This is a genomic window from Nonomuraea sp. NPDC050556 (genome assembly GCF_044457355.1).
Classification (GTDB): domain Bacteria; phylum Actinomycetota; class Actinomycetes; order Streptosporangiales; family Streptosporangiaceae; genus Nonomuraea.
This window is the reverse complement of the sequence record NZ_JBITGU010000002.1, coordinates 747,002-770,816: the sequence shown is the minus strand read 5'-3', so window position 1 is coordinate 770,816 and position 23,815 is coordinate 747,002. Positions and strand designations below refer to the sequence as shown.

The 23,815-nt window shown below is 72.5% G+C and carries 5 protein-coding genes; all 5 read left to right on the top strand.

Annotated elements, in window-relative coordinates:
* Window positions 1–14 precede the first annotated feature (14 nt).
* The 5 genes from sbnA (at window position 15) to ACIBG8_RS21660 (ending at window position 23,793) form a co-directional block, all read left to right on the top strand.
* Window positions 15–1,067 carry a 2,3-diaminopropionate biosynthesis protein SbnA gene (gene sbnA / locus ACIBG8_RS21680; protein ID WP_397344665.1) on the top strand — a complete coding sequence of 351 codons (1,053 nt, stop codon included), beginning with the start codon at window positions 15–17 and terminating at the stop codon, window positions 1,065–1,067.
* Window positions 1,067–1,279, top strand: a complete 213-nt coding sequence (locus ACIBG8_RS21675) for an MbtH family protein (protein WP_397344664.1) — start codon at window positions 1,067–1,069, stop codon at window positions 1,277–1,279. The genes sbnA and ACIBG8_RS21675 overlap by 1 nt, the downstream gene beginning before the upstream one ends.
* A gap of 70 nt (window positions 1,280–1,349) precedes the next feature.
* Window positions 1,350–6,335 (top strand): amino acid adenylation domain-containing protein, encoded by a 4,986-nt coding sequence (locus ACIBG8_RS21670; RefSeq protein WP_397344663.1) that lies wholly within the window; start codon window positions 1,350–1,352, stop codon window positions 6,333–6,335.
* Entirely contained in the window at window positions 6,332–18,439 is a 12,108-nt protein-coding gene (locus ACIBG8_RS21665) for an amino acid adenylation domain-containing protein (protein ID WP_397344662.1), read from the top strand. Before ACIBG8_RS21670 ends, ACIBG8_RS21665 begins: the two co-directional genes overlap by 4 nt.
* On the top strand, window positions 18,439–23,793 hold the full coding sequence (locus ACIBG8_RS21660) for an alpha/beta fold hydrolase (protein WP_397344661.1): 5,355 nt from the start codon (window positions 18,439–18,441) through the stop codon (window positions 23,791–23,793). The genes ACIBG8_RS21665 and ACIBG8_RS21660 overlap by 1 nt, the downstream gene beginning before the upstream one ends.
* Window positions 23,794–23,815: the final 22 nt, after the last annotated feature.

Below are 23,815 nucleotides of genomic sequence, written 5' to 3'. Positions count from 1 at the left end.
ACGGGGGTGGAGCGGTGCCGATCATCGTCGAGCCGCAGGAGTACCACGAGGAGGATCTCTACGTCGACCTCGAGCAGACCTTCGGCCGCAGGCTCTACCTCAAGTGCGAGGGGTTCAACTTCGCCGGTTCGATCAAGCTGAAGGTCGCCCGTGAGATGGTCATGGCGGCCGAGCGCAGCGGCGTGCTGCGGCCGGAGTCCATCCTGATCGAGTCCTCGTCGGGCAACCTCGGCGTCGCCCTGAGCATCCTGGCGGCCAGCAGGGGCCACACGTTCGTCTGCGTGACGGACACCCGGTGCAACCTGGCGACCAAGCAGTTGATGGAGTCGCTGGGCAGCCGCGTGTACACGGTGGTGGAGCCCGAGCCGGACGGCGGTTTCCTCGGCGCGCGGCTGCGGTACGTGCGCGAGCTGTGCGAGTCCGACGACCGTTACGTCTGGCTCAACCAGTACGCCAACCCGGCCAACTGGCAGGCCCACCACCGCTGGACCGCGCCCGCCATCGCCGGGCGGTTTCCCGACCTCGGCGTGCTGTTCGTCGGCGCCGGGACCACGGGCACGCTGATGGGCTGCGCCAGGTACTTCAAGGAGCACCGCCCCGAGGTCAGGGTGGTCGCGGTCGACGCGGTCGGCTCGGTGGCCTTCGGCGGGCCCCCGCTGCCCCGGATGATCCCCGGGCTGGGCACCGGCGTCCGGCCGCCGCTGCTGGACGAGTCGTACGTCGACGACGTGATCCACGTGCCTGAGGTGGACACCATCAGGGCCTGCCACCGCCTGGCGCGCAAGGGGTTCCTGTTCGGCGGGTCCACCGGGACCGTGATCAGCGGGGCGATGCAGTGGTTCGACGAGCACCCCGCCTACGAGGGTAGGACGGCCGTGGCCATCGCACCGGACCTCGGTGAGCGGTACCTGGACTCGGTCTACCAGCACGGGTGGGTCAAGGAGATTTATGGCCCTGACGTGCTCGATCTGGAGTTCGAGACCCCGAATCGGATTGATAACTCGGGGATAAGCAGAACCCATAGCCTCGGAGCAGGGTTCGAGTCGAGAAGTCGAGGAGTCGAGTGATGACCAATCCGTTCGAGGACGAGAACGGTAACTACCTGGTGCTGGTCAACGACGAGAACCAGCGCTCCCTGTGGCCGTCCGCCATCGAGGTGCCCGCCGGCTGGACCGTCAGCCACGGCCCGGACACCCGCCAGGCGTGCCTGGACTACATCGAGCGCACCTGGACCGACATGCGCCCGGCGAGCCTCGTCTCGTTCATGGAATCGGCGTAGCCAGATCCCGATATTTCCGTCGAGTTCGGCTGATGCCGCCTGACCCGGGGACAGAGTAGGAGCCAGCGGCATGGAAGCTCAGGAGCTGCGGCTGATGGTGGCCGCCTGGAACGAGACCGACCGAGATGGTACGGCAGAGCCGCTGATCGAGCTGTTCGAGCGGCACGCCGCGGAGCGTCCTGACGACCCGGCGGTGAGCGGGCCGGTCGAGCTGAGCTACGCCGAACTCAACGCGCGGGCGAACCGCCTGGCGCGCCACCTGGTCGCGCTGGGCGTCGGCCCCGAGCGGCTGGTCGCCGTACTGCTGCCGCACTCCGCGCGGATCATCGAGGTGCTGCTGGCGGTCCTGAAGACCGGCGCCGCCTACCTGCCGATCGACGCGGGCTATCCGTCGGGCAGGACGGCGTTCATGCTGGACGACGCCGACCCGCTCGTCGTGCTGACCGAGTCAGGCGTGGCGCGACGGCTCGGCCTCACAGCGCGGCTGATGCTGCTGGACGAGCCGGAGACCGAGCGTGCGCTGGCCGCCCGCGCCGCAACCGACCTGAGCGACGCCGACAGGACCACCCCGGTGTCGCCCCGCCATCCCGCGCACGTCATCTACACCTCGGGGTCGACCGGTCGCCCGAAGGCGGTGGTCATCGAGCGCCGGTCCCTGGACGACCACCTGCGCACCGCCCGCGAACACCACCCGAGCCTGTCCGGCACCGCGTTGTGGCACACCTCGGTGGCCTACTCGCTGTCGGTGACGGCGTTGTTCGGGCCGCTGACCTCGGGAGGACGCGTCCTGGTCGCCGAGGACCTGGCCGGCGCCACCGAGGCCCTCGGCTGCACGTTCGTCAAGGCCACCCCGAGCCACCTGCCGCTGCTGAGCGCGCTGCCGCCGGGATCGGGGCCCAGTGACGAGCTGGTCCTGGGCGGGGAGGCGCTGCGCGGCGAGGTGTTGTCCCGCTGGCGCAAGGAACACCCCACGGCCACCGTGACCAACGGGTACGGACCGACCGAGGTGACCATCCACTGCGCCGAGCACCGGCTGGAGCCCGGCGCGCCCGACCCGCTCGGGGTGGTGCCGCTGGGCCGCCTGCTGCCCAACGCGCGCGCTTACGTGCTGGACGAGCACCTGCGGCCCGTCGCGCCCGGCGTGGCCGGTGAGCTGTACCTGGCGGGCAGCGGCCTGGCCCGCGGCTACCTGCGGCGGCCGGGCCTCACCGCGTCGCGGTTCGTGGCCAACCCGTTCGACGGGCCGGGCAGCCGGATGTACAGGACAGGCGACGTGGCCAGGTGGACCGCCGACGGCCTGCTGGAGTTCGCCGGACGAGCTGACGACCAGGTGCAGATCCGCGGACACCGCGTCGAGCTCGGCGAGATCGCCGCGGCCGTCTCGGCCCAGGACACCGTGGCCGACGCTGTCGTGGTCGCCCGCGAGGACCGCCCGGGAGACGTGCGGCTCGTGTGTTACGTGGTGCCTGCCGTACCGGGCCGCAAGGACCCGGTCGAGGTGCGGGCGTTGCGCGACCGGCTGCCCGAGTTCATGGTGCCGGCCGCCTTCGTGGTGCTCGACGCCCTGCCGCTGACGCGGCACGGCAAGGTCGACCGCGCCGCGCTGCCCGAGCCCGAGGTCGCGCGGACCTCTGGTGGACGGGCTCCGCGCACGGTGCGGGAGACCCTGCTGTGCGAGCTGTTCGCGGACGTGCTCGGCGTGCCCGCGGTCGGCATCGACGACGACTTCTTCGCGCTCGGCGGGCACTCACTGCTGGCCGTACAGCTGGCCGGTCGGGTGCGCGCGGCGCTGGACGCCGGGCTCACCGCCCGCGCGGTGTTCGACGCGCCGACCGTGGCCGCGCTGGCCGAGCGGATCGACCCCGCCGGTCCCGCCCGGCCGCCGCTGGTCCCCGCCCGGCGACCGGAGCTGCTCCCGCTCTCGCCGGCCCAGCGCAGGTTGTGGTTCCTGCAGCAGATGGACGGGGTGAGCTCGACCTACAACGTCGTGTGGGCGGCGCGGATCACCGGCGCGCTGGACCGCGGCGCGCTCGCCGGCGCCCTCGGCGACGTGGTCGCCAGGCACGAGTCGCTGCGCACCGTCTTCCCCGAGCGGGACGGCGAGCCGTACCAGCGGGTGCTTGCCGCCGACCGGCCCGAGCTGCCGGTCGTGGACGTCACCGAGGACCGGCTGGACGACGCCGTCGCCTCGGCCGCCAGGCACGCCTTCGACCTGGCCGCCGACCTCCCCTTCCGGCCGACGCTGTTCCGGCTGCCCGGCGGCGAGCACGTGCTGCTGATCGTCACGCACCACATCGTGGCGGACGGCGGCTCGACCCTGCCGCTGGCCCGCGACCTGTCGGCCGCCTACCGGGCGCGGTGCGACGGCCACGCACCGGACTGGGCCCCGCTTCCCGTGCAGTACGCGGACTTCGCGCTGTGGCAACGGCAGACGCAGAACAGGGATCGGCTCGACGCGCAGGTGGAGCACTGGCGCCAGCGGCTGGCAGGAGCGCCGGAGCTGCTGGAGCTGCCCACCGACCGGCCCCGGCCGATGGAGGCGAGTTACAGCGGCGACCGCGTGCGCTACCGGGTCGGCCCGGACACCCATCGCCGCCTGGCCGAGCTGGCCAGGGGCACGGGCACGACCGTGTTCATGGTGCTCCACGCCGCCCTGGCCGTGCTGCTGACGAGGATGGGCGCAGGCACCGACGTGCCGGTGGGCGCCGTCACCGCGGGCCGTGACGACGAGGCGCTGGACGACCTGGTCGGCCTGTTCGTCAACACGCTGGTGCTGCGCACCGACACCTCCGGCGACCCCAGCTTCCGCGACCTGCTGACCCGGGTGCGCGAGGTCGACCTGGACGCCTACGACCACCAGGAAGTGCCGTTCGAGCGGCTGGTGGAGGCGCTGAACCCGGCCAGGTCACTGGCCCACAACCCGCTGTTCCAGGTGGTGCTCACCTACGAGAACGGGGTGGACGCGCAGCTCACCGCGCCCGGACTCACCAGCGAGACGTACTTCGTCAGCGCGGGCTCGGCGAAGTTCGACCTGTCCTTCTTCGTCTGGGAGGTCGCGGACGGCCAGGGCATCGAGGGCTACCTCGACTACGCGACCGACCTGTTCGACCCGCCCACCGCCGAGTTCCTCGCCGCCGGTCTGGTCAGGCTGCTGGACGGCGCGGCGGTCGAGCCGGACCTGCCGATCAGCGGCCTCGACCTGCTCTCCGCCGAAGAACGGCACGAACTTCTGACGCGCGGCAACGACTCGGTCGCCGCGGTGGCCGACGCGATGGTGCCCGAGCTGTTCGCCGAGCACGTGCGCAGGGACCCCGCCGCAGTCGCCGTCGTGTTCGACGGCGACCGGCTCAGCTACGGCGAGCTGGACGCCAGAGCCAACAAGCTGGCCCGCGCGCTGGTGCGGCGCGGCGTCGGCCCTGAGCGGTTCGTGTGCGTGGCGCTGCCCAAGTCCGTCGATCTCGTGGTCGCCATGCTGGCGGTGCTCAAGGCGGGCGCGGCCTACCTCGCGGTCGACCTGAGCTACCCGGCGGAGCGCATCGCGCTCATGATCGACGACGCCGACCCGGTGCTCGTGCTGACCAGCGCGGAGGGACGGTCCCGGCTGCCCGAGGGCGGCGACCACCTCGTCCTGGACGACCCGCGCACCCGCGCGGAGCTCGAACCGCTGCCCGCCCACGAGGTCACCGACGAGGACCGGATCCACCCGCTGAACCCGCACAACCCGGCGTTCGTGATCTACACCTCCGGGTCGACCGGGCGGCCGAAGGGCGTCGTGGTGGAGCACCACTCGCTCAACCACTACCTGGCCTGGTCACGGCACGTCTATCCGGGGGTGGCCGGGAGCGCGCTCGTGCACTCCTCGGTGTCGTTCGACCTGACCGTCACCGGGCTGTACGCGCCGCTGACCGCGGGCGGCGCGGTGGACCTCATCGAGCTGGACACCTCGTCCACTGCGGACGCGGACGCGGAGCGGCCCACGTTCGTCAAGGCCACGCCCAGCCACCTGCCGCTGCTGATCAACCTGCCCGACCGGTTCTCGCCGACCGGGCAGCTCGTCCTCGGCGGGGAACCGCTGCTCGGCGAGGTGCTCGACGAGTGGCGGGCCAAGCACCCGGGGGTGACCGTGTACAACGAGTACGGTCCCACCGAGACGACGGTCGGGTGCATGGAGCGCCGCATCGACCCGGGCCAGCGGATCCCCGCCGGGGTGATGAGCCTGGGCGTACCGGCCTGGAACACCCAGATGTTCGTCCTGGACGCCGCGCTGCGGCCGGTGCCGTACGGCGTGGCCGGTGAGATCTACATCGCCGGCGACCTGGTGACCCGCGGCTACCACGGCAGGGTGGGACTGACCGCCACGCGGTTCGTGGCCAACCCGTACGGCCCGCCCGGCTCGCGGATGTACCGGTCCGGCGACCTCGGCCGCCGCCGGAGGGACGGCGAGTACGAGTTCCTGGCTCGGGTGGACGACCAGGTGAAGATCCGCGGCTTCCGCGTCGAGCTCGGCGAGATCGAGGCGGTCATCGGCAGCCATCCGGGGATCGACCAGGTCGCGGTGATCGTGCGCGAGGACCAGCCGGGCGACAGGCGCCTGGTGGCCTACGTCGTGCCGCCAGGGGAGACCGAGGCGCTGCGCGCGCGGTGCGCGGAACTGCTGCCCGAATACATGGTCCCCTCGGCGTTCGTGCCGCTGGACACGCTGCCCCTCACCCCCAACCGCAAGCTGGACAAGCGCGCCCTGCCCGCGCCCGTCTACCAGACGGACACGCAGGGCCGGGCTCCACGCTCGGCCCGCGAGGAGATCCTCTGCGAGCTCTTCGCCGAGGCGCTGGGCGTCCCGCGGGTCACCATCGACGACAACTTCTTCTCGCTCGGCGGCCACTCGCTCCTCGCTGTCCAGCTGATCAGCCGGATCCGCGCCGCCTTCGGCGTCGAGCTGGCACTGCGCTCCCTGTTCGAATCGGCAACCGTCGCGACCCTCGTAGGCCAGCTGGCCGGCGCCGGGGCCGCTCGACCGGCACTCCGCCGGATGCCAAGGCCCGAGGAGGTCTCATGATCCCCCTGTCCTTCGCCCAGCAGCGGCTCTGGTTCCTGAGCAGGCTGGAAGGGCCGAGTTCGACCTACAACGTGCCGCTGGCGGTACGGATGTCCGGCCCGCTGGACCGGGAGGCGCTCCTGGCCGCGCTGGGCGACGTGGTCGCGCGGCACGAGTCGTTGCGGACGATGTTCCCGGAACGGGACGGCGAGCCGTACCAGCGCGTGTTGACCCCCGACGACGCGCCGGTGGCCCTTCCCGTGGTCGACGTCGCCCAGGACGGGCTGGACGCGGCCATCGCTGAGGCCGTCGCGCTGCCCTTCCACCTCGACGCCGGTGTACCCCTGCGGAGCAGCCTGCTCAGGCTCGGCGAGCAGGAGCACGTGCTGCTGGTCGTGACGCACCACATCATCGCCGACGGCTGGTCCACCCGGCCGCTGCTGCAGGACCTGTCCACCGCTTACGCGGCCCGCTGCCGTGGGGAGGGCCCGCAGTGGAGCGAACTGCCCGTCCAGTACACGGACTACGCGCTGTGGCAGCGCGAGGTGCTGGGCACCGAAGCCGATCCAGGCAGCATCATCAGCCAGCAGCTCGTCCACTGGCGTGAGGCCCTGCGCGGCGCGCCCGAGGTGCTCGAACTGCCCGCCGACCGGCAGCGCCCGGCCGCCGCGTCCTACCGCGGCCACAAGGTCCCGCTCCGGCTGGACGCCACGGCACACCGCGCGGTGGTGCGACTCGCCAGGGACACCGGGACGACCGTGTTCATGGTCGTCCAGGCGGCCCTCGCGACGGTGCTGACCCGGCTGGGCGCAGGCACCGACATCCCGATCGGAACCGCGGTCGCCGGTCGTTCTGACGAGGCGGCCGAAGACCTGGTCGGGTTCTTCGTGAACACCCTGGTGCTGCGCAACGACACCTCGGGCGACCCGACCTTCCGCGAGCTGCTGGCCCGGGTCCGCGCCGTCGACCTCGACGCCTACGCCAACCAGGACGTGCCGTTCGAGCGGGTCGTCGAGGTGCTGAACCCGACCCGCACCCTCGCCAGCCACCCGCTGTTCCAGGTGATGCTGGTCCTGCAGAACGCCGGGGCCGAGCGGGTGGACCTGCACGGGCTGCGCGCCGAGGTCCTGCCGACCCCGGTGTCCGGCATCGCCAAGTTCGACCTGTCGTTCAGCGTGGAGGAGACGCACGCGGACGACGGCGAACCGGCGGGCATCGAGGGCACGCTGGAGTACACCGAGGACCTGTTCGAGCGGGGCACGGCGCAGAACCTGGCCGACCGGCTGGCTCTCGTGCTGGCCTCGGCCGTCGCCGAGCCGGACCTGGCCATCGGCGAGCTCGACCTGCTCGACCCGGCGGAGCGGCAGGACATCCTCGTCGTCTGGAACGGCCAGGAGAACCCGGTCCCCTCCGGCGACCTGGCCACCCTGTTCGAGCAGCAGGCGCGGCGCACCCCGCAGGCGCCCGCGCTGGCCTGCCTCGACGTCACCCTGACCTACGCCGAGCTCAACACCCGCGCGAACCGGCTCGCCCACCGGCTGGCCGGCCTCGGCGTCGGCCCTGAGGTCCCGGTGGCGCTGCTGATGGAACGCAGCGTCGACCTGGTCGTCGCCATGCTCGCGGTGATCAAGGCCGGTGGCGCCTACGTGCCGATGCACGCGAGCTACCCCGAGGCCAGGATCGCCTGGATGCTGCGCGAGACCGGCGCGCCCGTGCTGATCACCGACCGCGACCTGACCGGTCACGACGCGACCGTCCTGGTGGTGGCGGAGCAACAGCTCGACGGGCTGCCGGACACCGACCTGGGCCTGCGGCTCAGCGGCGAGAACCTCGCCTACGTCATGTACACCTCGGGTTCGACCGGCAACCCCAAGGGGGTCGCCGTCACCCACGCCGACGTGGTCGCGCTGGCGTGCGACCGCGACCTGGCGAGCGAGGCCCACCGCCGCGTGCTCTTCCACTCCTCGCACGCCTTCGACGCCGCCACCTACGAGATCTGGGCGCCGCTGCTGGCCGGTCACGAGGTCGTCGTGGCGCCCGAGGCCGACATCGACGTCAGCGCGATGGCCGCCGTGTTCGCCGAGCGGCGGATCACCGCCGTGTTCCTGACCACCCCGCTGTTCACGCTGCTGGCCGAGGAGTCGCCGGAGTGCTTCGCGACGCTCACCGAGGTCTGGTGCGGCGGCGAGGTCGTCTCCTCCTCGGCGATGCTGCGCGTGCTGCGGCACTGCCCGGAGACGCGGGTGCTGAACGTCTACGGGCCGACCGAGACCACCACCTTCGCCACCCGGTTCGAGCTGGACGCGTCGGTGAAGGACGAGAGCGCCGTGCCGATCGGCCGGGCCATGGACAACGTGGTGGCCTACGTGCTGGACGAGAACCTGCGGCTGGCCGCGCCCGGCGTGCCGGGCGAGCTGTATCTCGCCGGTCTCGGCGTGGCCCGCGGCTACGTCAGGCGGCAGGCCCTGACAGCGGAGCGGTTCGTCGCCGCCCCGTACGGTCCCCCCGGCGAGCGGATGTACCGCACCGGTGACCTGGTGCGCTGGAACAGCGCCGGGCAGCTCGACTACCTGGGCAGGGCCGACCAGCAGATCAAGATGCGCGGATTCCGCATCGAGCCGGGGGAGATCGAGGTGGCGCTCGTCGCCCACCCCGACATCGCGCACGCGTCCGTGGTGGCCAGGGAGGACCGGCCCGGCGACCGGATGCTGGTGGCTTACCTGGTGGCCGCCGGTGACCGGATCCCCGACGTGGCCGAGGTGCGGCGGTACGTCGGGCAGAGCCTGCCCGAGTACATGGTCCCCACGGCGATGGTGTTCCTGCCCGCGTTGCCGTTGAACTCCAACGGCAAGCTCGACCGCGCCGCCCTTCCCGCGCCGACGCTCGGCACCGGGTCGGCCGGCCGTACGGACCAGAGCGCGCGTGAGGAGATCCTGGGCGGGCTGTTCGCCGAGGTGCTGGGGCTGGAGTCGGTGGGTGTCGACGACGGCTTCTTCGAGCTGGGCGGGCACTCGCTGCTGGTGACCCGGCTGATCAGCCGCGTCAGGTCGGTCATGGGCGTGGAGCTCAGGGTGCGCGAGGTCTTCGAGACCCCGACGGTGGCCGCGCTGGCCGCGCGCCTCGATGCCGCCACCGCGCCGCCGCAGCCCGCGCTGCGGCCGGAGCCGCGCGCCGACGTGGTGCCGCTGTCCTTCGCGCAGCGGCGGCTGTGGTTCCTGCACCGGCTGGAGGGGCCGAGCGCGACCTACAACATCGCCTTCGGCCTGCGGCTGCGCGGCCTGCTCGACCGCGGGGCGCTGACGTCCGCGCTGCGTGACGTGGTCGCCAGGCACGAGGTCCTGCGCACCACCTTCCCCGAGGTGGACGGCGTCGCCCGCCAGAACGTGCTGGACGAGGCCGCCGTCGAGCTGGTGACCTCCGACGTGAGCGCGGACGAGCTCGACGCCGCTGTCGAAGGCGCGGCCCGGTACCCGTTCGAGCTGGCGACCGAGATCCCCCTGCGGGCCGAGCTGCTCGTCGTGGGGCCGGAGGACGCCACGCTGGTGCTGGTCATGCACCACATCGCCGCCGACGGCTCGTCGCTCAAACCCCTGGTGCGCGACCTGGCCTCGGCGTACGAGGCGCGGTGCGCGGGGAAGGCCCCGGCGTGGGAGCCGCTGCCGGTGCAGTACGCCGACTACACGTTGTGGCAGCGGAACCTGCTGGACGAACCGAGCACGGCGGACACGCTCGTGGACTTCTGGCGTACGGCGCTGCGGGGGATCCCGGAGCAGCTCGACCTGCCCTACGACCGCCCGCGGCCGAGCGTGGCGTCGTACCGCGGCGACCACGTCGAGGTGGGGCTGTCGCCTGAGGCGCACCGCGCCGCGATAGCCCTGGCGCGGTCGAGCAACGTCACCGTCTTCATGGTCCTGCACGCCGCCCTGGCGTCCCTGCTGACGCGGCTCGGCGCCGGGACGGACGTGCCGCTGGGCACGCCGTTCGCCGGCCGTACCGACGACGCGCTGACCGACCTGGTCGGGTTCTTCGTGAACAGCCTGGTCCTGCGGACGGACACGTCCGGCGAGCCGAGCTTCCGCGAGCTGCTCGACCGGGTGCGCACCACCGACTTCGCCGCCTACGCCCACCAGGACCTGCCGTTCGAGCGGCTGGTCGAGCTCCTCAACCCGGCCCGCTCCGCGGCGCATCACCCGCTGTTCCAGGTCATGCTCGGCTTCTTCGCCTATTCGAGCACGAACTTCGAGCTGCCCGGCCTGAACGTCACCACCTCGGACATCAACACCCGCACCGCCAAGTTCGACCTGTTCTTCCTGCTCAACGAGCAGCGGAACGCCGAAGGCGCACCAGACGGCATCACCGGCGTGATCGAGTACAGCACCGACGTGTTCGACCAGGCGACGGTGGAATGGCTCGGCGACCGGTGGACCCGGTGGCTGGGCGCGTTGCTGGCCGACCCCGACCAGCCGATCGGCGCGCACGACGTCCTGCTGCCTGTCGAACGCGACCGGTTGCTGGACTGGAACGACACCGACGCCGAGATCCCGGCCGCGACCATGGCGGAGGCGTTCGAGGCCCAGGTTCTGCGCGACCCCGCCGCGATCGCGCTCGCCTACGACGACGAGGAGCTGTCCTACGCGGAGCTGAACGGCCGGGCGAACCGGCTGGCGCGGGCGCTGATCGATTACGGCGTCGGGCCCGAGTCGATCGTGGCCGTCCTGATGCCGCGCGCGCCCGAGCTGCTGGTCACCCTGCTGGCCGTGCAGAAGGCAGGGGGGACGTACCTGCCGCTCGACCCCGACTACCCGGCCGACCGCCTCGACTACATCCTCGGCGACGCCGGGGCCGTCCTGACGGTCACCACCACGGCCACGGCGGACCTCCTGCCGGGCCTTCCCGGCACCCGCCTGCTGCTGGACGACCAGGACACCGTCGAACGGCTGGCCGTCCAGGCGGACACGAACCCCGGCAACCGCGACCGGGTGCAGCCGTTGCGGGCCGACCACCCGGCCTACGTGATCTACACCTCCGGGTCGACCGGCGTGCCCAAGGGCGTCGTGGTCACCCACGAGAACCTGACGAACTTCCTCGCCGCGATGCGCGAGCAGTGCGCGCTGACCCCGCAGGACCGGTGGCTGGCGGTGACCACGGTCTCGTTCGACATCGCGGCGCTGGAGCTGTACATGCCGCTGGTCCACGGCGCCCAGGTGGTGCTGGCGCGGGAGAAGACGGTCCACGATCCGGTGGCGCTGGCCAAGCTCGCCGTCGCCACCGGCTGCACGATCATGCAGGCCACGCCGACGATGTGGCAGGTGCTGCTGAGCACCGGGAGCGACACCTTCCGCGGCGTGCGGATGCTGGTCGGCGGCGAGGCCCTGCCCGCCGGGCTGGCCACGCGGATGCGCGAGCGTTCCGCCGTGGTCGTCAACCAGTTCGGCCCGACGGAGACCACGATCTGGTCCACGACGGCCTCGGTGCCCGGCGACGACCGGGTGCCGCCGATCGGCCGCCCGATCGCCAACACCCAGGTGCACGTCCTGGACGGCGAGCTGCGCGCGGTGCCGGTCGGCGTCGCGGGCGAGCTGTACATCGCGGGCGCCGGCCTGGCCCGCGGCTACCACGGGCAGCCCAGGCGCAGCGCCGAGCGGTTCGTCGCGAACCCGCACGGCGAGCCTGGGTCGCGGATGTACCGCACCGGTGACGTGGCCCGCTGGAACAGGGACGGGGAGCTGGAGTTCCTCGGCCGGGTCGACCACCAGATCAAGCTGCGCGGGTTCCGCGTCGAGCTCGGCGAGATCGAGAGCGTGCTGTCCCGGCATCCCGAGGTCGCGCAGTCCGCCGTCGTCGCCCGCGAGAACGAGCAGCTGATCGCCTACGTCACCCCGCTCGCCCAGGATCAGCCCGCCGACGATTCGGTGGAGCGGCAGCAGGTCGACGACTGGCAGCAGGTCTACGACTCCGCCTACGAGGCGGACGCCAGGTCGGGCGAGTTCAGCGAGAGCTTCTCGGTGTGGCGCAGCAGTTACGACGACGCCCCCATCCCGCTCCCCGAGATGCGCGTGTGGCGGGACACGACCGTGGAGCGGATCCGCGAGCTGCGGCCGCGCCGCGTCCTGGAGATCGGTGTGGGCTCCGGCCTGCTGATGGCGCAGCTCGCCCCCGACAGCGAGTCCTACTGGGCGACGGACTTCTCGGACATCGCCGTGACCGCGCTGCGGGACGTCGTCGCCGGGAAGCCGGAGCTGGCCGACCGGGTCGTGTTGCGCACCCAGCCCGCAGACCGGTTCGACGGCCTGCCCGAGGGGTTCTTCGACACCGTCGTCATCAACTCGGTGGTGCAGTACTTCCCGAACGTCGACTACCTCGAGTCCGTGCTGCGTCAGGCGCTGGACCTGGTGGTCCCGGGCGGCGCTGTGTTCGTGGGAGACGTGCGGAACCGCCGCCTGCTCCGCTGCTTCCGGGCCGCCGTCGAGGTGGCGCGCCACCCGCACGACGAACCCGAGCAGTGGCGCCGCTCCACGGCGCAGGCCGTGCGGCGGGAGAAGGAACTCCTGATCGATCCGGAGTTCTTCCCCGCGCTGGGCCAGGCGGTGGAGATCGGGGTCAAGCGCGGTGTGGCGCAGAACGAGCTGAGCCGCTACCGCTACGACGTCGTGCTGCGTCGTTCCGGCGCTGAGCCGGTGATCGAGCCCCGCGAGCTGCGCTGGGGCGCGGACGTGGCCGACCTCGCGGCGCTGGAGGCCGAGCTGGCCGGGTCCGGCGGAGGGGCGATCCGGGTGACCGGCATCCCCAACGCCCGCCTGGCGCCCGAACTGGCGGCGCTGTCGGCTGTCGACGAAGCAACTCCTGCGGCTCCGGCCGGTCCGGTCGAGCCCGAGGCGCTCTACGACCTCGGCGGCAGGCTCGGACTCCGGACGGGCGTGTCCTGGACGTTCGACGCCGACGACGGCCGGGTCGACGCCCTCTTCACCCGAGACGGGTCGAACGGCGTCGGAGCCGTCGGGATCGTCTACCCAGCGGCGGCGCACGCGCGGCCGCTGGCCGAGTACGGAAACGACCCGACCAGGCCGTACGAGGCCGACGCGCTGGGCCGGTCCCTGCGCGCCTACCTGCGGCGCTGGCTGCCGGACTACATGGTCCCCGCCATGGTGACCGTGCTCGACGAGCTGCCGCTCACGAGCAACGGGAAGATCGACAGGAAGGCGCTGCCCGCGCCCGCCGTGGCCGCGTCGGCCGCGTTCCGCGGGCCCCGGTCCGTCCAGGAGGAGATCCTCTGCGGCCTGTTCGCCGAGGTGCTGGAGCTGGACTCGGTCGGGATCGACGACGGGTTCTTCGACCTCGGCGGCCACTCCATCCTGGCGATCAGGCTGGTCAGCAGGATCCGCACGGTGTTCGGGCGCGAGGTGCCGGTGTGGGAGGTCTTCGACGCCGGGACAGTGGCGCGGCTGGCGGCCAGGCTGGAGGGCGCCGACGCAGGACGTGCCGCGCTGGTGCCCGTCGAGCGGCCGCGGTACGTGCCGCTGTCGTTCGGGCAGCGCCGGTTGTGGTTCCTGTACAAGCTGGAAGGCCCGAGCCCGACCTACAACATGCCGATCGCGCTGCGGCTGTCGGGAGACCTGGACCGGGCGGCGCTCGAAGCGGCGCTGCGGGACGTGGTGCACCGGCACGAGACGCTGCGCACGGTCTTCCCCGAACACGACGGTGTTCCGTACCAGAGCGTTGTCGACGCGCGTCCCGAGCTGTCGGTCGTCGCCGTGGACGAGGATGGACTGCAGGCCGCTGTGCGCGAGGCCGCCGGTTACGGCTTCGATCTGGCGGTCGAGATCCCGATCAAGGCGGTCCTGTTCGAGCTCGGCGCGACAGAAAGCGTGCTGCTGCTGCTCATCCACCACATCGCAGCGGACGGCCTGTCCCTGGGACCGCTGCGCCGGGACCTCGCCCGCGCCTACGCCGCCCGGCGGGCCGGTGCCGCGCCGCAGTGGCCCGACCTGCCCGTGCAGTACGTCGACTACACCCTGTGGCACCGGGAGATCCTCGGCGCAGAGGACGACCCGCACAGCACCATCGGGCGGCAGATGGAGTTCTGGCGCCAGGCCCTCGTCGACCTTCCCGAGCCCATCGTCCTGCCGGTCGACCGGCCGCACCCGGCGACGCCGACGCACCGGGGCGACGACGTGCGCTTCCTGGTGGACGCCGAGACCCACGCCGCCATGGTGGAGCTGGCGCGCAGCCGCGACGTCACGATGTTCATGGTCGTGCAGGCCGCGATCGCGACCCTGCTCACCAAACTGGGCGCGGGCACCGACATCCTGATCGGCACCTCGACGGCGGGCCGGAGCGACCCGGCGCTGGACGACCTCGTCGGCTTCTTCGCCAACAACCTGGTGCTGCGCAACGACACCTCGGGCGACCCGACCTTCGACGAGCTGCTGGCCCGGGTACGGCAGGCCAGCATGGGCGCCTACGCCCACCAGGAAGTGCCGTTCGACCGGCTCGTCGGCGCGCTCGCGCCGAAACACGCGCTGGGCCAGCACCCGCTGTTCCAGATCACCATGTCCTACGCCAGTTCCAGCGGCAGGGACGGGCAGTGGGAGCTCGACGGCCTCCAGGTGGAGGGCGCCGACTTCGGCGCCGGCGCGGCGAAGCTGGACCTCCACTTCGGCATGGCGGAGACCTTCACCGAGCAGGGCCGCCCCGCCGGGCTCGACGGTGTCCTCGAGTTCGCCGTGGACGTGTTCGACCGCGAGTCGGTCGAGCTGATCGCCGCCCGGCTGATGCGGCTGCTGTCGGACGTCGTCGCGGACGCCGGCCGCCCGTTGAGCGCGGTGCGCCTTGTGAACAACAACTCGATGGATGGAGCGGTACCCGTGGCGACGATTCCGAACCTGTTCGCCAAGCAGGTCGCGCTGGCACCCGATGCGCCTGCGGTGGTTTTCGAGGACCAGACCGTTTCCTACCGGGAACTGGACGAGCGCGCCAACCGCCTGGCCCGCCACCTGGTGGGATGCGGGGTCGGCCCGGAACGGCTGGTGGCGGTGGCCCTGCCCCGGTCGGTGGAGCTGATCGTGGCGTTGCTGGCGGTGCACAAGGCCGGCGGAGCCTACGTGCCGCTCGACCCCAACTACCCGGCCGACCGGCTGGAGTTCATGGTCGCCGACTCGGCGGCCGTGTGCCTGGTGACCACGCGCGAGCTGGCGGCTAGCCTGCCGGAGCTCGGCGCGGGCACGCCGCCGGTGATGGTCGACGACCCGGTCGTGGCCAAGGCGGTGGCCGGACTGTCGGCCGCGCCCGTCCTGGACAGCGAACGGCTGACGCCGCTGAGCCTGGACTCGCCCGCGTGGGTGATCTACACCTCGGGCTCGACGGGCAGGCCCAAGGGCGTGGTCGTCACCCACCGCGGCGTGGAGAACCTGGTCACCGGGCAGGGCGAGCGGCTCGCCATGGACCGCAACAGCAGGATGCTGCAGTTCGCCGCGCTGAGCTTCGACGTGGCGGCAGGCGAGATCTTCGGAACCCTCCTCTGCGGCGCGTGCCTGGTGCTGGCGGACATCAACCTGACCGTGCTGCCCGACGTGGTGGCGCGGATGGGCGTGACCCACCTGATGATCCCGCCGGTGGCGCTGGGCGCGCTGCCCGCTGACTCGCTGCCGACGGGCATCACGCTGGTCGTCGGAGGTGACGCGGCCGCACCCGAGCTGGTGGCGCGGTGGGCCCCCGGCCGGCGGATGGTCAACGCGTACGGCCCGACGGAGGCGACGGTGTGCGTGACGGCGAGCGAGCCGCTGCCGCCGGACGCCACCGAGATCCCGATCGGCAGGCCGATCGTGGGGACGCGGGTGTGCGTGCTGGACGAGCAGCTGAACCCGGTGTCGCCAGGCGTCGTCGGCGAGCTGTACCTGGCGGGCGTGGGCCTGGCCCGCGGCTACCTGGGACGGCCCGCGCTGACCGCGCAGCGCTTCGTCGCCTCGCCGTTCGGCCCGCCTGGCACGCGGCTGTACAGGACCGGCGACCTGGCGCGGTGGAACGCGTGGGGCGAGCTGGTGTTCGCCGGGCGCGCCGACGACCAGGTGAAGGTGCGGGGATTCCGCATCGAGCTGGGCGAGATCGAGGCGGTCCTGCTGCGGCACGCCGCGGTGAAGCAGGCCGTGGTGATCGTGCGGGAGGACCGGCCCGGCGACCGCAGGCTGGCGGCCTACGTGGTGCCCAGCGGCGACCCGGCCCCGGCGGACGAGCTGCGCGGGCACGTCGCCGGGCTGCTCCCCGAGTACATGGTGCCCTCGGCGTTCGTGACCCTGGACGCGCTGCCGGTCACCCCCAACGGCAAGCTGGACCGGGCCGGGCTGCCCGCGCCGGTCAACGAGGTGGCGCAGGAGGTGGCCGCCGGTCCGCGCGACGCCCGCGAGGACATCCTGTGCGGCCTGTTCGCCGAGGTGCTGGGCCTGTCCCACGTCAATCCCGACCAGGACTTCTTCACCCTCGGCGGCGACAGCATCATCTCCATCGAGCTCGTCGCGGGCGCACGCCGAGCGGGCCTCGCCATGACCGTGCGCGACGTGTTCGAGCAGCGCACCGTCACCGCGCTGGCCGCGGTGGCCACCTGGGCGGAGGCCCCGGTGGCCAGGCAGGACGACGACGACCCCGGCGCCGAGTTCGGGCCCCTGCCGATCATGGGCTGGCTGCGCGAGCTCACCGACCACTACGACGGCTTCAACCAGTCCGTCGCGGTGCGCCTGCCGCGCGGCATCCGCCGCGAGGACCTCGAAACGGCGCTGCGCGCGGTGGTCGACCACCACGAGTCGCTGCGCCAGCGGCTCACCGTCGCACCGGACGGTCAGTGGTCGTTCAACGTCCGTCCGGTCGGCGAACCCGCGCTCGATGACCTGCTGACCAGGGTCGACCTCGCCGGGGCGACGGACGAGCGGATCGCCGCGACGACCGAGGAGCACGCCCTTGCCGCACGCGACCGCCTCGCCCCACGGGACGGCCTGCCGCTGCAGGCGGTGTGGTTCGACTACGGGCAGGACCGGGCAGGACGGCTGCTGCTGGTCGTGCACCACCTGTCCACCGACGTGGTGTCCTGGCGGATCCTGCTGCCCGACCTGGCCCTGGCCTGGCGGCAGGCGGCGGCGGGCAACGCGCCGCAGCTGGACCCGGTGCCGACCCCGGCGCGTACCTGGGCCAGAGGGCTGGCCGAGGAGTCCTACCGGCCTGAGCGGGTGGCCGAGCTCGACCTCTGGCAGGGGTTGCTCGCCGGAACGGAACCGCACGTGGGCAAGCGGGCGCTCGACCCGGCAGTGGACGTCGCAGGCACCCTGTGCCACCTGTCCACCACGCTGCCTGTCGAGCACACCGAGCCGCTGCTGACCACGGTGCCCGCCGCGTTCAACGCCGGAATCAACGACGTGCTGCTCACCGGGCTGGCCCTCGCGATCAACAAGTGGCGCGAGCGGACCGGCAGCGCCGTACTCCTCGATCTGGAGGGCCACGGCCGACACGACCTGCTGCAGGGAGCCGACCTGTCCCGCACGGTGGGCTGGTTCACCAGCATGTATCCCGTGCGGCTGGATCCGGGACCGGCGGACTGGGCGGAGGTCAGCGCGGGCGGGCCCGCGATCGGCCGCGCGCTCAAGGCGGTCAAGGAGCAGTTGCGCGTCATACCGGGACACGGCATCGGGTTCGGCCTGCTGCGCCACCTGAACGCCGAGACCGCGCCGGCGCTCGCCGGCCTGCCCGCCCCGCAGCTGGGGTTCAACTACATCGGCCGGTTCGGCGTCGGCTCAGGCGACGTCGCGGCGGAGGACTGGGGCCAGGTCGACGACATCGCCAAGCCCCCGGCGCTCGACGCGGCGCAAGCCGTACCCCACGTCCTGGAGATCAACGCGGCGGCGGTCGACGGACCGGACGGGCCCAGCCTCTCCGTGAGCTGGGCCTGGCCAGAGGCGCTGCTGACCGGGCAGGACGTGGCCGAGCTGGCCGAGGCGTGGTTCGACGCGCTGCGCGCACTGGTACGGCACGCCGTGGATCCGAGCGCCGGCGGCCTCACCCCGTCCGACCTGTCCATCGACCTCATGCAGGCCGAGATCGACGAGCTGGAAGCCGAGCTGGAAGCCGAAGAGGGGGCGCTCTAGTGACCAAGCTTGAAGACGTGCTGCCGCTCACGCCGCTGCAGGAGGGCATGTTCTTCCACGCCGCCTACGACGACGACGGAGTCGACGTCTACCAGGCGCAGGGCGTGCTCGCCCTCGCCGGACGGCTGGATCCCGAGGTGCTCCGCGCCGCCGCCGCGAGCCTGATCCGCAGGTACCCCGTGCTGCGCTCCGGCTTCCGGCTGCGCAAGACGGGCGAGCCCATCCAGGTGATCTACCGCGAGGTCCCGCTCAACTGGACCGAGGTGGACCTGTCCGACCTCGACGCCGAGGAGCGGGACGCGAAGCTCCGCGAGCTGGTGGCCGCCGACTGGGTGGCCAGGTTCGACCTCGGGCGGCCGCCGCTGCTGCGGTTCACCCTGGTCAAGCTCGCCGACGAGGAGTACCGGCTGGTGCTGACCAACCACCACATCCTGGTGGACGGCTGGTCGCTGGCGGTGCTGATCGACGACCTGTTCGCGCTCTACGCCGGCGGCGGCGACGCCACAGGACTGCCTGCCGTCACCCCCTACCGCGACTTCGTGACCTGGATGTCCGGGCAGGACACCGCGGCCTCGACGCAGGCGTGGCAGGTGGCGCTGGCCGGAGTGGACCGGCCGACGCTGGTGGCCCCGGACGCCGAGCTCGGCTCCGAGCTGCCAGCGCAGGTCGACATCCGCCCGGACGCCGAGGTGGGCACGCAGCTCAGACAGCTCGTCCAGTCCACGGGACTGACCGCCAACACCCTGGTGCAGGCGGCGTGGGCGAGCGTGCTCGCGGCCATCACCGACCGCGACGACGTGGTCTTCGGCACCCTGGTGTCCGGCCGGCCGCCGGAGATCGACGGCGTGCAGAAGATGGTCGGGATGTTCATCAACACGGTGCCGGTACGGGTCAGGCTGCGGCCCGAGGCGAGCGTGGCGGACAACCTGGCCAGGCTCGCCGACGAGCAGTCCAGGCTCATGGCGCACCAGCACCTCCGGCTGACCGACGTCACCCGGCTGACCGGCCTGTCCACCCTGTTCGACACGTTCGTGGTGTTCGAGAACTACCCGGTCGACACGTCCGCGCGGGAGATCGCGCCGGGCGTGCGGCTGACCGAGATCACCGGCGACGACGCGGCGCACTACCCGCTGCGCCTGGTGGTCAGGCTGACCGGCGAGCGCCTGCAGATCGTGCTGGAGTACCGGCACGACCTGTTCGGCGAGGCAGCGGTGCGCTGGGTGGCGGACGCGTTCTCGGACGCTCTGCGCGGACTGATCCAGGCGGGGGAGCGGCCGCTGGGCCGCGCCGTCGCCCTGGCGGACGCCGACCGGGCCACCCTGTTCGGCGACCTGCTCGCCGGGTCCGTCCCCGCCCCCGCCGACGCGCTCGTGCGCAGGCTCAGGGACCCGCGCGAGGAGATCCTGTGCGGCCTGATGGCCGACGTGCTGCGCCGCGACCGGGTCCTGCCGGACGAGAACTTCTTCGACATCGGCGGGCACTCGCTGAGCGCCATCCAGCTGCTCTCCCGCACCCGGGCCGTGTTCGGCGTGGAGCTGCCGGTCCGCACGGTCTTCGAGGCGCCGACCGTCGCCGCCCTGGTGGCGCGGCTGGACGACGCCGGCATGGCCAGGCCCCCGCTGCGCCGTACGGCACGGCCGGACCGGGTGCCGCTGTCCTTCGCCCAGCAGCGGCTGTGGTTCAGCTTCCAGATGGAGGGCCCCAGCGCCACCTACAACCTGCCCATGTCGATGCGGCTGACCGGCGAGCTCGACCGGGCGGCGCTGGTGGCCGCGCTCGGCGACGTGGTGGGCAGGCACGAGAGCCTGCGCACGCTGTTCGTCGAGGTGGACGGCTCGCCGTACCAGAAGGTGCTGCCGCAGGCGATGGCGCGCCCGGTCGTCGAGTTCGTCGAGGTGACGGCGGACGAGCTGCCCGCCGCGATGTTGCGTGCGGCGACCACCACGTTCGACCTGACCACCGAGTTGCCGGTGCGTGCCTGGCTGTTCGCCACCGGCCCGGACGAGCACGTGCTGCTGATGCTGACCCACCACATCGCCAGCGACGGCTGGTCAGCGGGTCCGCTGGGCCGGGACCTGGTCGCCGCCTACACCGCGCGCCGCGCCGGGCGCCGTCCCGACTGGCAGGACCTGCCGGTGCACTACGCGGACTACACGCTGTGGCAGCGGGAGCTGCTGGGCTCGGAGTCGGATCCGCGCAGCCTGGTCAGCACCCAGCTGGAGTTCTGGCGGGACAACCTGGCCGAGCTGCCCAGCCAGCTCGAACTGCCGACCGACCGGCCGCGCCCGGCGACGCCGAGCAACCGGGGCGACGTGGTGTCCTTCGAGGTGGACGCCGCCGCGCACCGCGGGCTGGCCGACCTCGCGCGCGCCAGCCAGTCCAGCATGTTCATGGTGGTGCACGCCGCGACCGCCGCCCTGCTCACCCACCTGGGCGCGGGCACCGACGTACGGCTGTGCACCGTGGTCGCGGGACGCAGCGACCAGGTGCTGGAGGACCTGGTCGGGTTCTTCGTGAACACCCTGGTGCTGCGCACGGACACCTCAGGCGAGCCCAGCTTCCGCGACCTGGTCGGCCGCGTCAGGAAGGCGGACCTGGCGGCGTTCGCCCACCAGGACGTGCCGTTCCAGCGCGTGGTGGCGATGGCCAACCCGACGCGGTCCGCGGCCCAGCACCACTCGCTGTTCCAGGTGATGCTGGTGTTCCAGAACAACGCGGGGCCGACGCTGGACATGCCGGACCTGAAGGTGGCAGCCGAGGACTTCAGCATCGGCGCCTCCAGGATCGACCTGTCCTTCAGCGTGGGCGAGCGGTTCACCGACGGAGCGCCGGACGGGATCCACGGCACGCTGGACTACGCGTTGGACCTGTTCGACGCCGACACGGCGCAGGCCATCGCGGACCGGCTGGGGAGGCTGCTGGCGCAGGTCGCCGGTGACCCGGACCTCCGCCTCGGCGCGCTCGACCTGCTGTCCGCGACGGAGCGCGCCGAGCTGGTGGCCGCCGACGTCAGCACTGAGCCGCAGGCCACCCTGCCGGCGCTGTTCGCCGCCCAGGCGGGGAAGACCCCGGACCGCCCGGCAGTCGAGGCCGGGGGAGTGGCGGTCAGCTACGCCGAGCTGGACGCGCGTGCCAACCGGCTGGCGCACCACCTGATCGGCCAGGGTGTCGGGCCTGAGCAGGTGGTCGCGCTCGACCTGCCCAGGTCCGCCGAGTTCGTGGTGGCCGCCCTGGCCGTCACCAAGGCCGGGGCCGCCTACGCGCGGGCCGACGACCTGCCCGCCGGTCTCGCTCCTGCGGTGGTGCTGACCGGCGGTCTCGACCTGACCGGGCTTCCCGGCACGGAGCCGACCGACGCGGATCGCACCGCGCCGCTGAGCCCGGACCACCCGGCGTACGTGGTACGCACCTCCGCCGCCACCGTGGTCACTCATGCCGGGCTGTCCGGCCTCGCCGCCAACCAGCGCGAGCACTACCAGGTCACCCCCGAGTCCAGGGTGCTCGGCTACGACCTGTCCGTCGCCGAGCTGACCCTCGCCCTGCTCTCCGGCGCCTGCCTCGTGGTGCCGCCCGACCGGCCGACCGGCGCCGAGCTGGCCTCGGAGCTGGACCGGCTGCGCATCACCCACGCGCAGGTGCCGCCCGCGGTGCTGCTCGGCGTGCCCGCCGTGCCGCTGCCCCACCTGCGCGCGTGGATCACGGGCGCGGAGCCGTACCTCGAGAAGCTAGCCGACCGCTGGTCGCAGGACCGGCTGGTGGTCAACGCGTACGGCCCGGCCGAGGCGACCGTCGACGTGACCTTCGCCCAGCGCCAGCCCGGCGCGTCGACCTACGTGCTGGACGCGGCGCTGCGTCCCGTGCCGCCGGGCGTGACCGGCGAGCTGTACGTCGCTGGCACCGGGCTGGCCCGTGGCTATCACGGCAGGCCCGCGCTGACCGCAGAACGCTTCGTGGCCAACCCCTTCGGTACGCCGGGGGCACGGCTGTACCGCACCGGGGACCTCGCGCGATGGCGGCGCGACGCCGGGGAGTGGCGGCTGGAGCTGGTCGGGCGCGCCGACGACCAGGTCGTCGAGGCCGCGCTGCGCGGACACGAAAGGCTCGCCGCCGCCGCGGTGGTGGTGCGCGAGGACCAGCGGCTGGTCGCCTACGTGGTTCCCGGTGGGGAGCCGGTCTCCGCCGGTGAGCTGCGTGAATACCTGTCCGGGCAGCTTCCCGAACACATGGTGCCCTCGGCGTTCGTGACGCTGGACGCGCTGCCGCTGACCCCCGGCGGGAAGCTGGACACGGCCAGGCTGCCCGAGGCGCGGTCTCGCCGGCAGGCGCCGAAGACCCTGCGTGAGTACGTGTTGTGCCGGTTGTTCGCCGAGGTGCTCGGCCTGCCCGAGACCGCCCCTGAGGACGACTTCTTCGAGCTGGGGGGAACCCCGCAGCTCGCCGCCCGGCTGGCCGCGCGGCTCCGCTCGGTGCTCGGGGTCGAGCTGAGCGCACGCGACCTGTCCGGCGCCCCGACCCCCGCCGGGGTCGACGCGCTGCTGGACGAGGCGGGCAGCGAGCTGGATCCGTTCGCCAGGGTGCTGCCGCTGCGCGCGGAGGGTGACCTGCCGCCGGTGTTCTGCCTGCCGCAGAACACCGGGATGAGCTGGCGGTACGTCAACCTGCTGAGCGCGCTCGACCCCCGGGTGCCGGTGTACGCGATCCAGTCCCAGGGACTCACCGGGGACGGGCCGCAGACGAACGACCTCGCCGAGATCGCCGCCGAGCTCGCCGAGGTCATCCGGGGCGTCCGGCCGGAAGGCCCGTACCACCTGCTCGGCTGGTCGTTCGGCGGCAACCTCGTGCAGCCGGTCGCCGTGCAGCTCCAGCGGGCCGGGCAGGAGGTGGGCCTGGTCGGGATCATGGACTCGTACCCGTCGGACGACCCTGAGTCCAGGGTTCCGCCCGAGGACATGCCCATGATGACGGCCATGGTCGCCGGGTACGCCAAGTTCTACGACGGCGTCGACGACGTGAAGACGGCCACCGACCCCGCCGCGCTGCGCGCGCAGTGCCTGAGCTACCTCGGGCGGGGGACCAGCGAGCTGCGCTTCCTGACCGTCGAGCAACGCTCCAGGATCCTGGACGTCATGCTCAGCAACGTGCAGGCCCTGCTGCTGGACGAGGAGCCGGACCGGTACACCGGCGACGTGCTGCTGATCGCGGCCCTCCGGGATCTGCAGCCGTGGATGACTCCGGAGAGCTGGAAGTCCCGGGTGGACGGGTCGATCCAGGTGGTCGAGATCGACTGCCGGCACCACGAGCTGATGGACCCGGGCCCGGTGGCCGAGGTCTGCGCGGCGCTGGCTCTCGGTTAGGGAAGCAGAAAGGGGGCGAAGG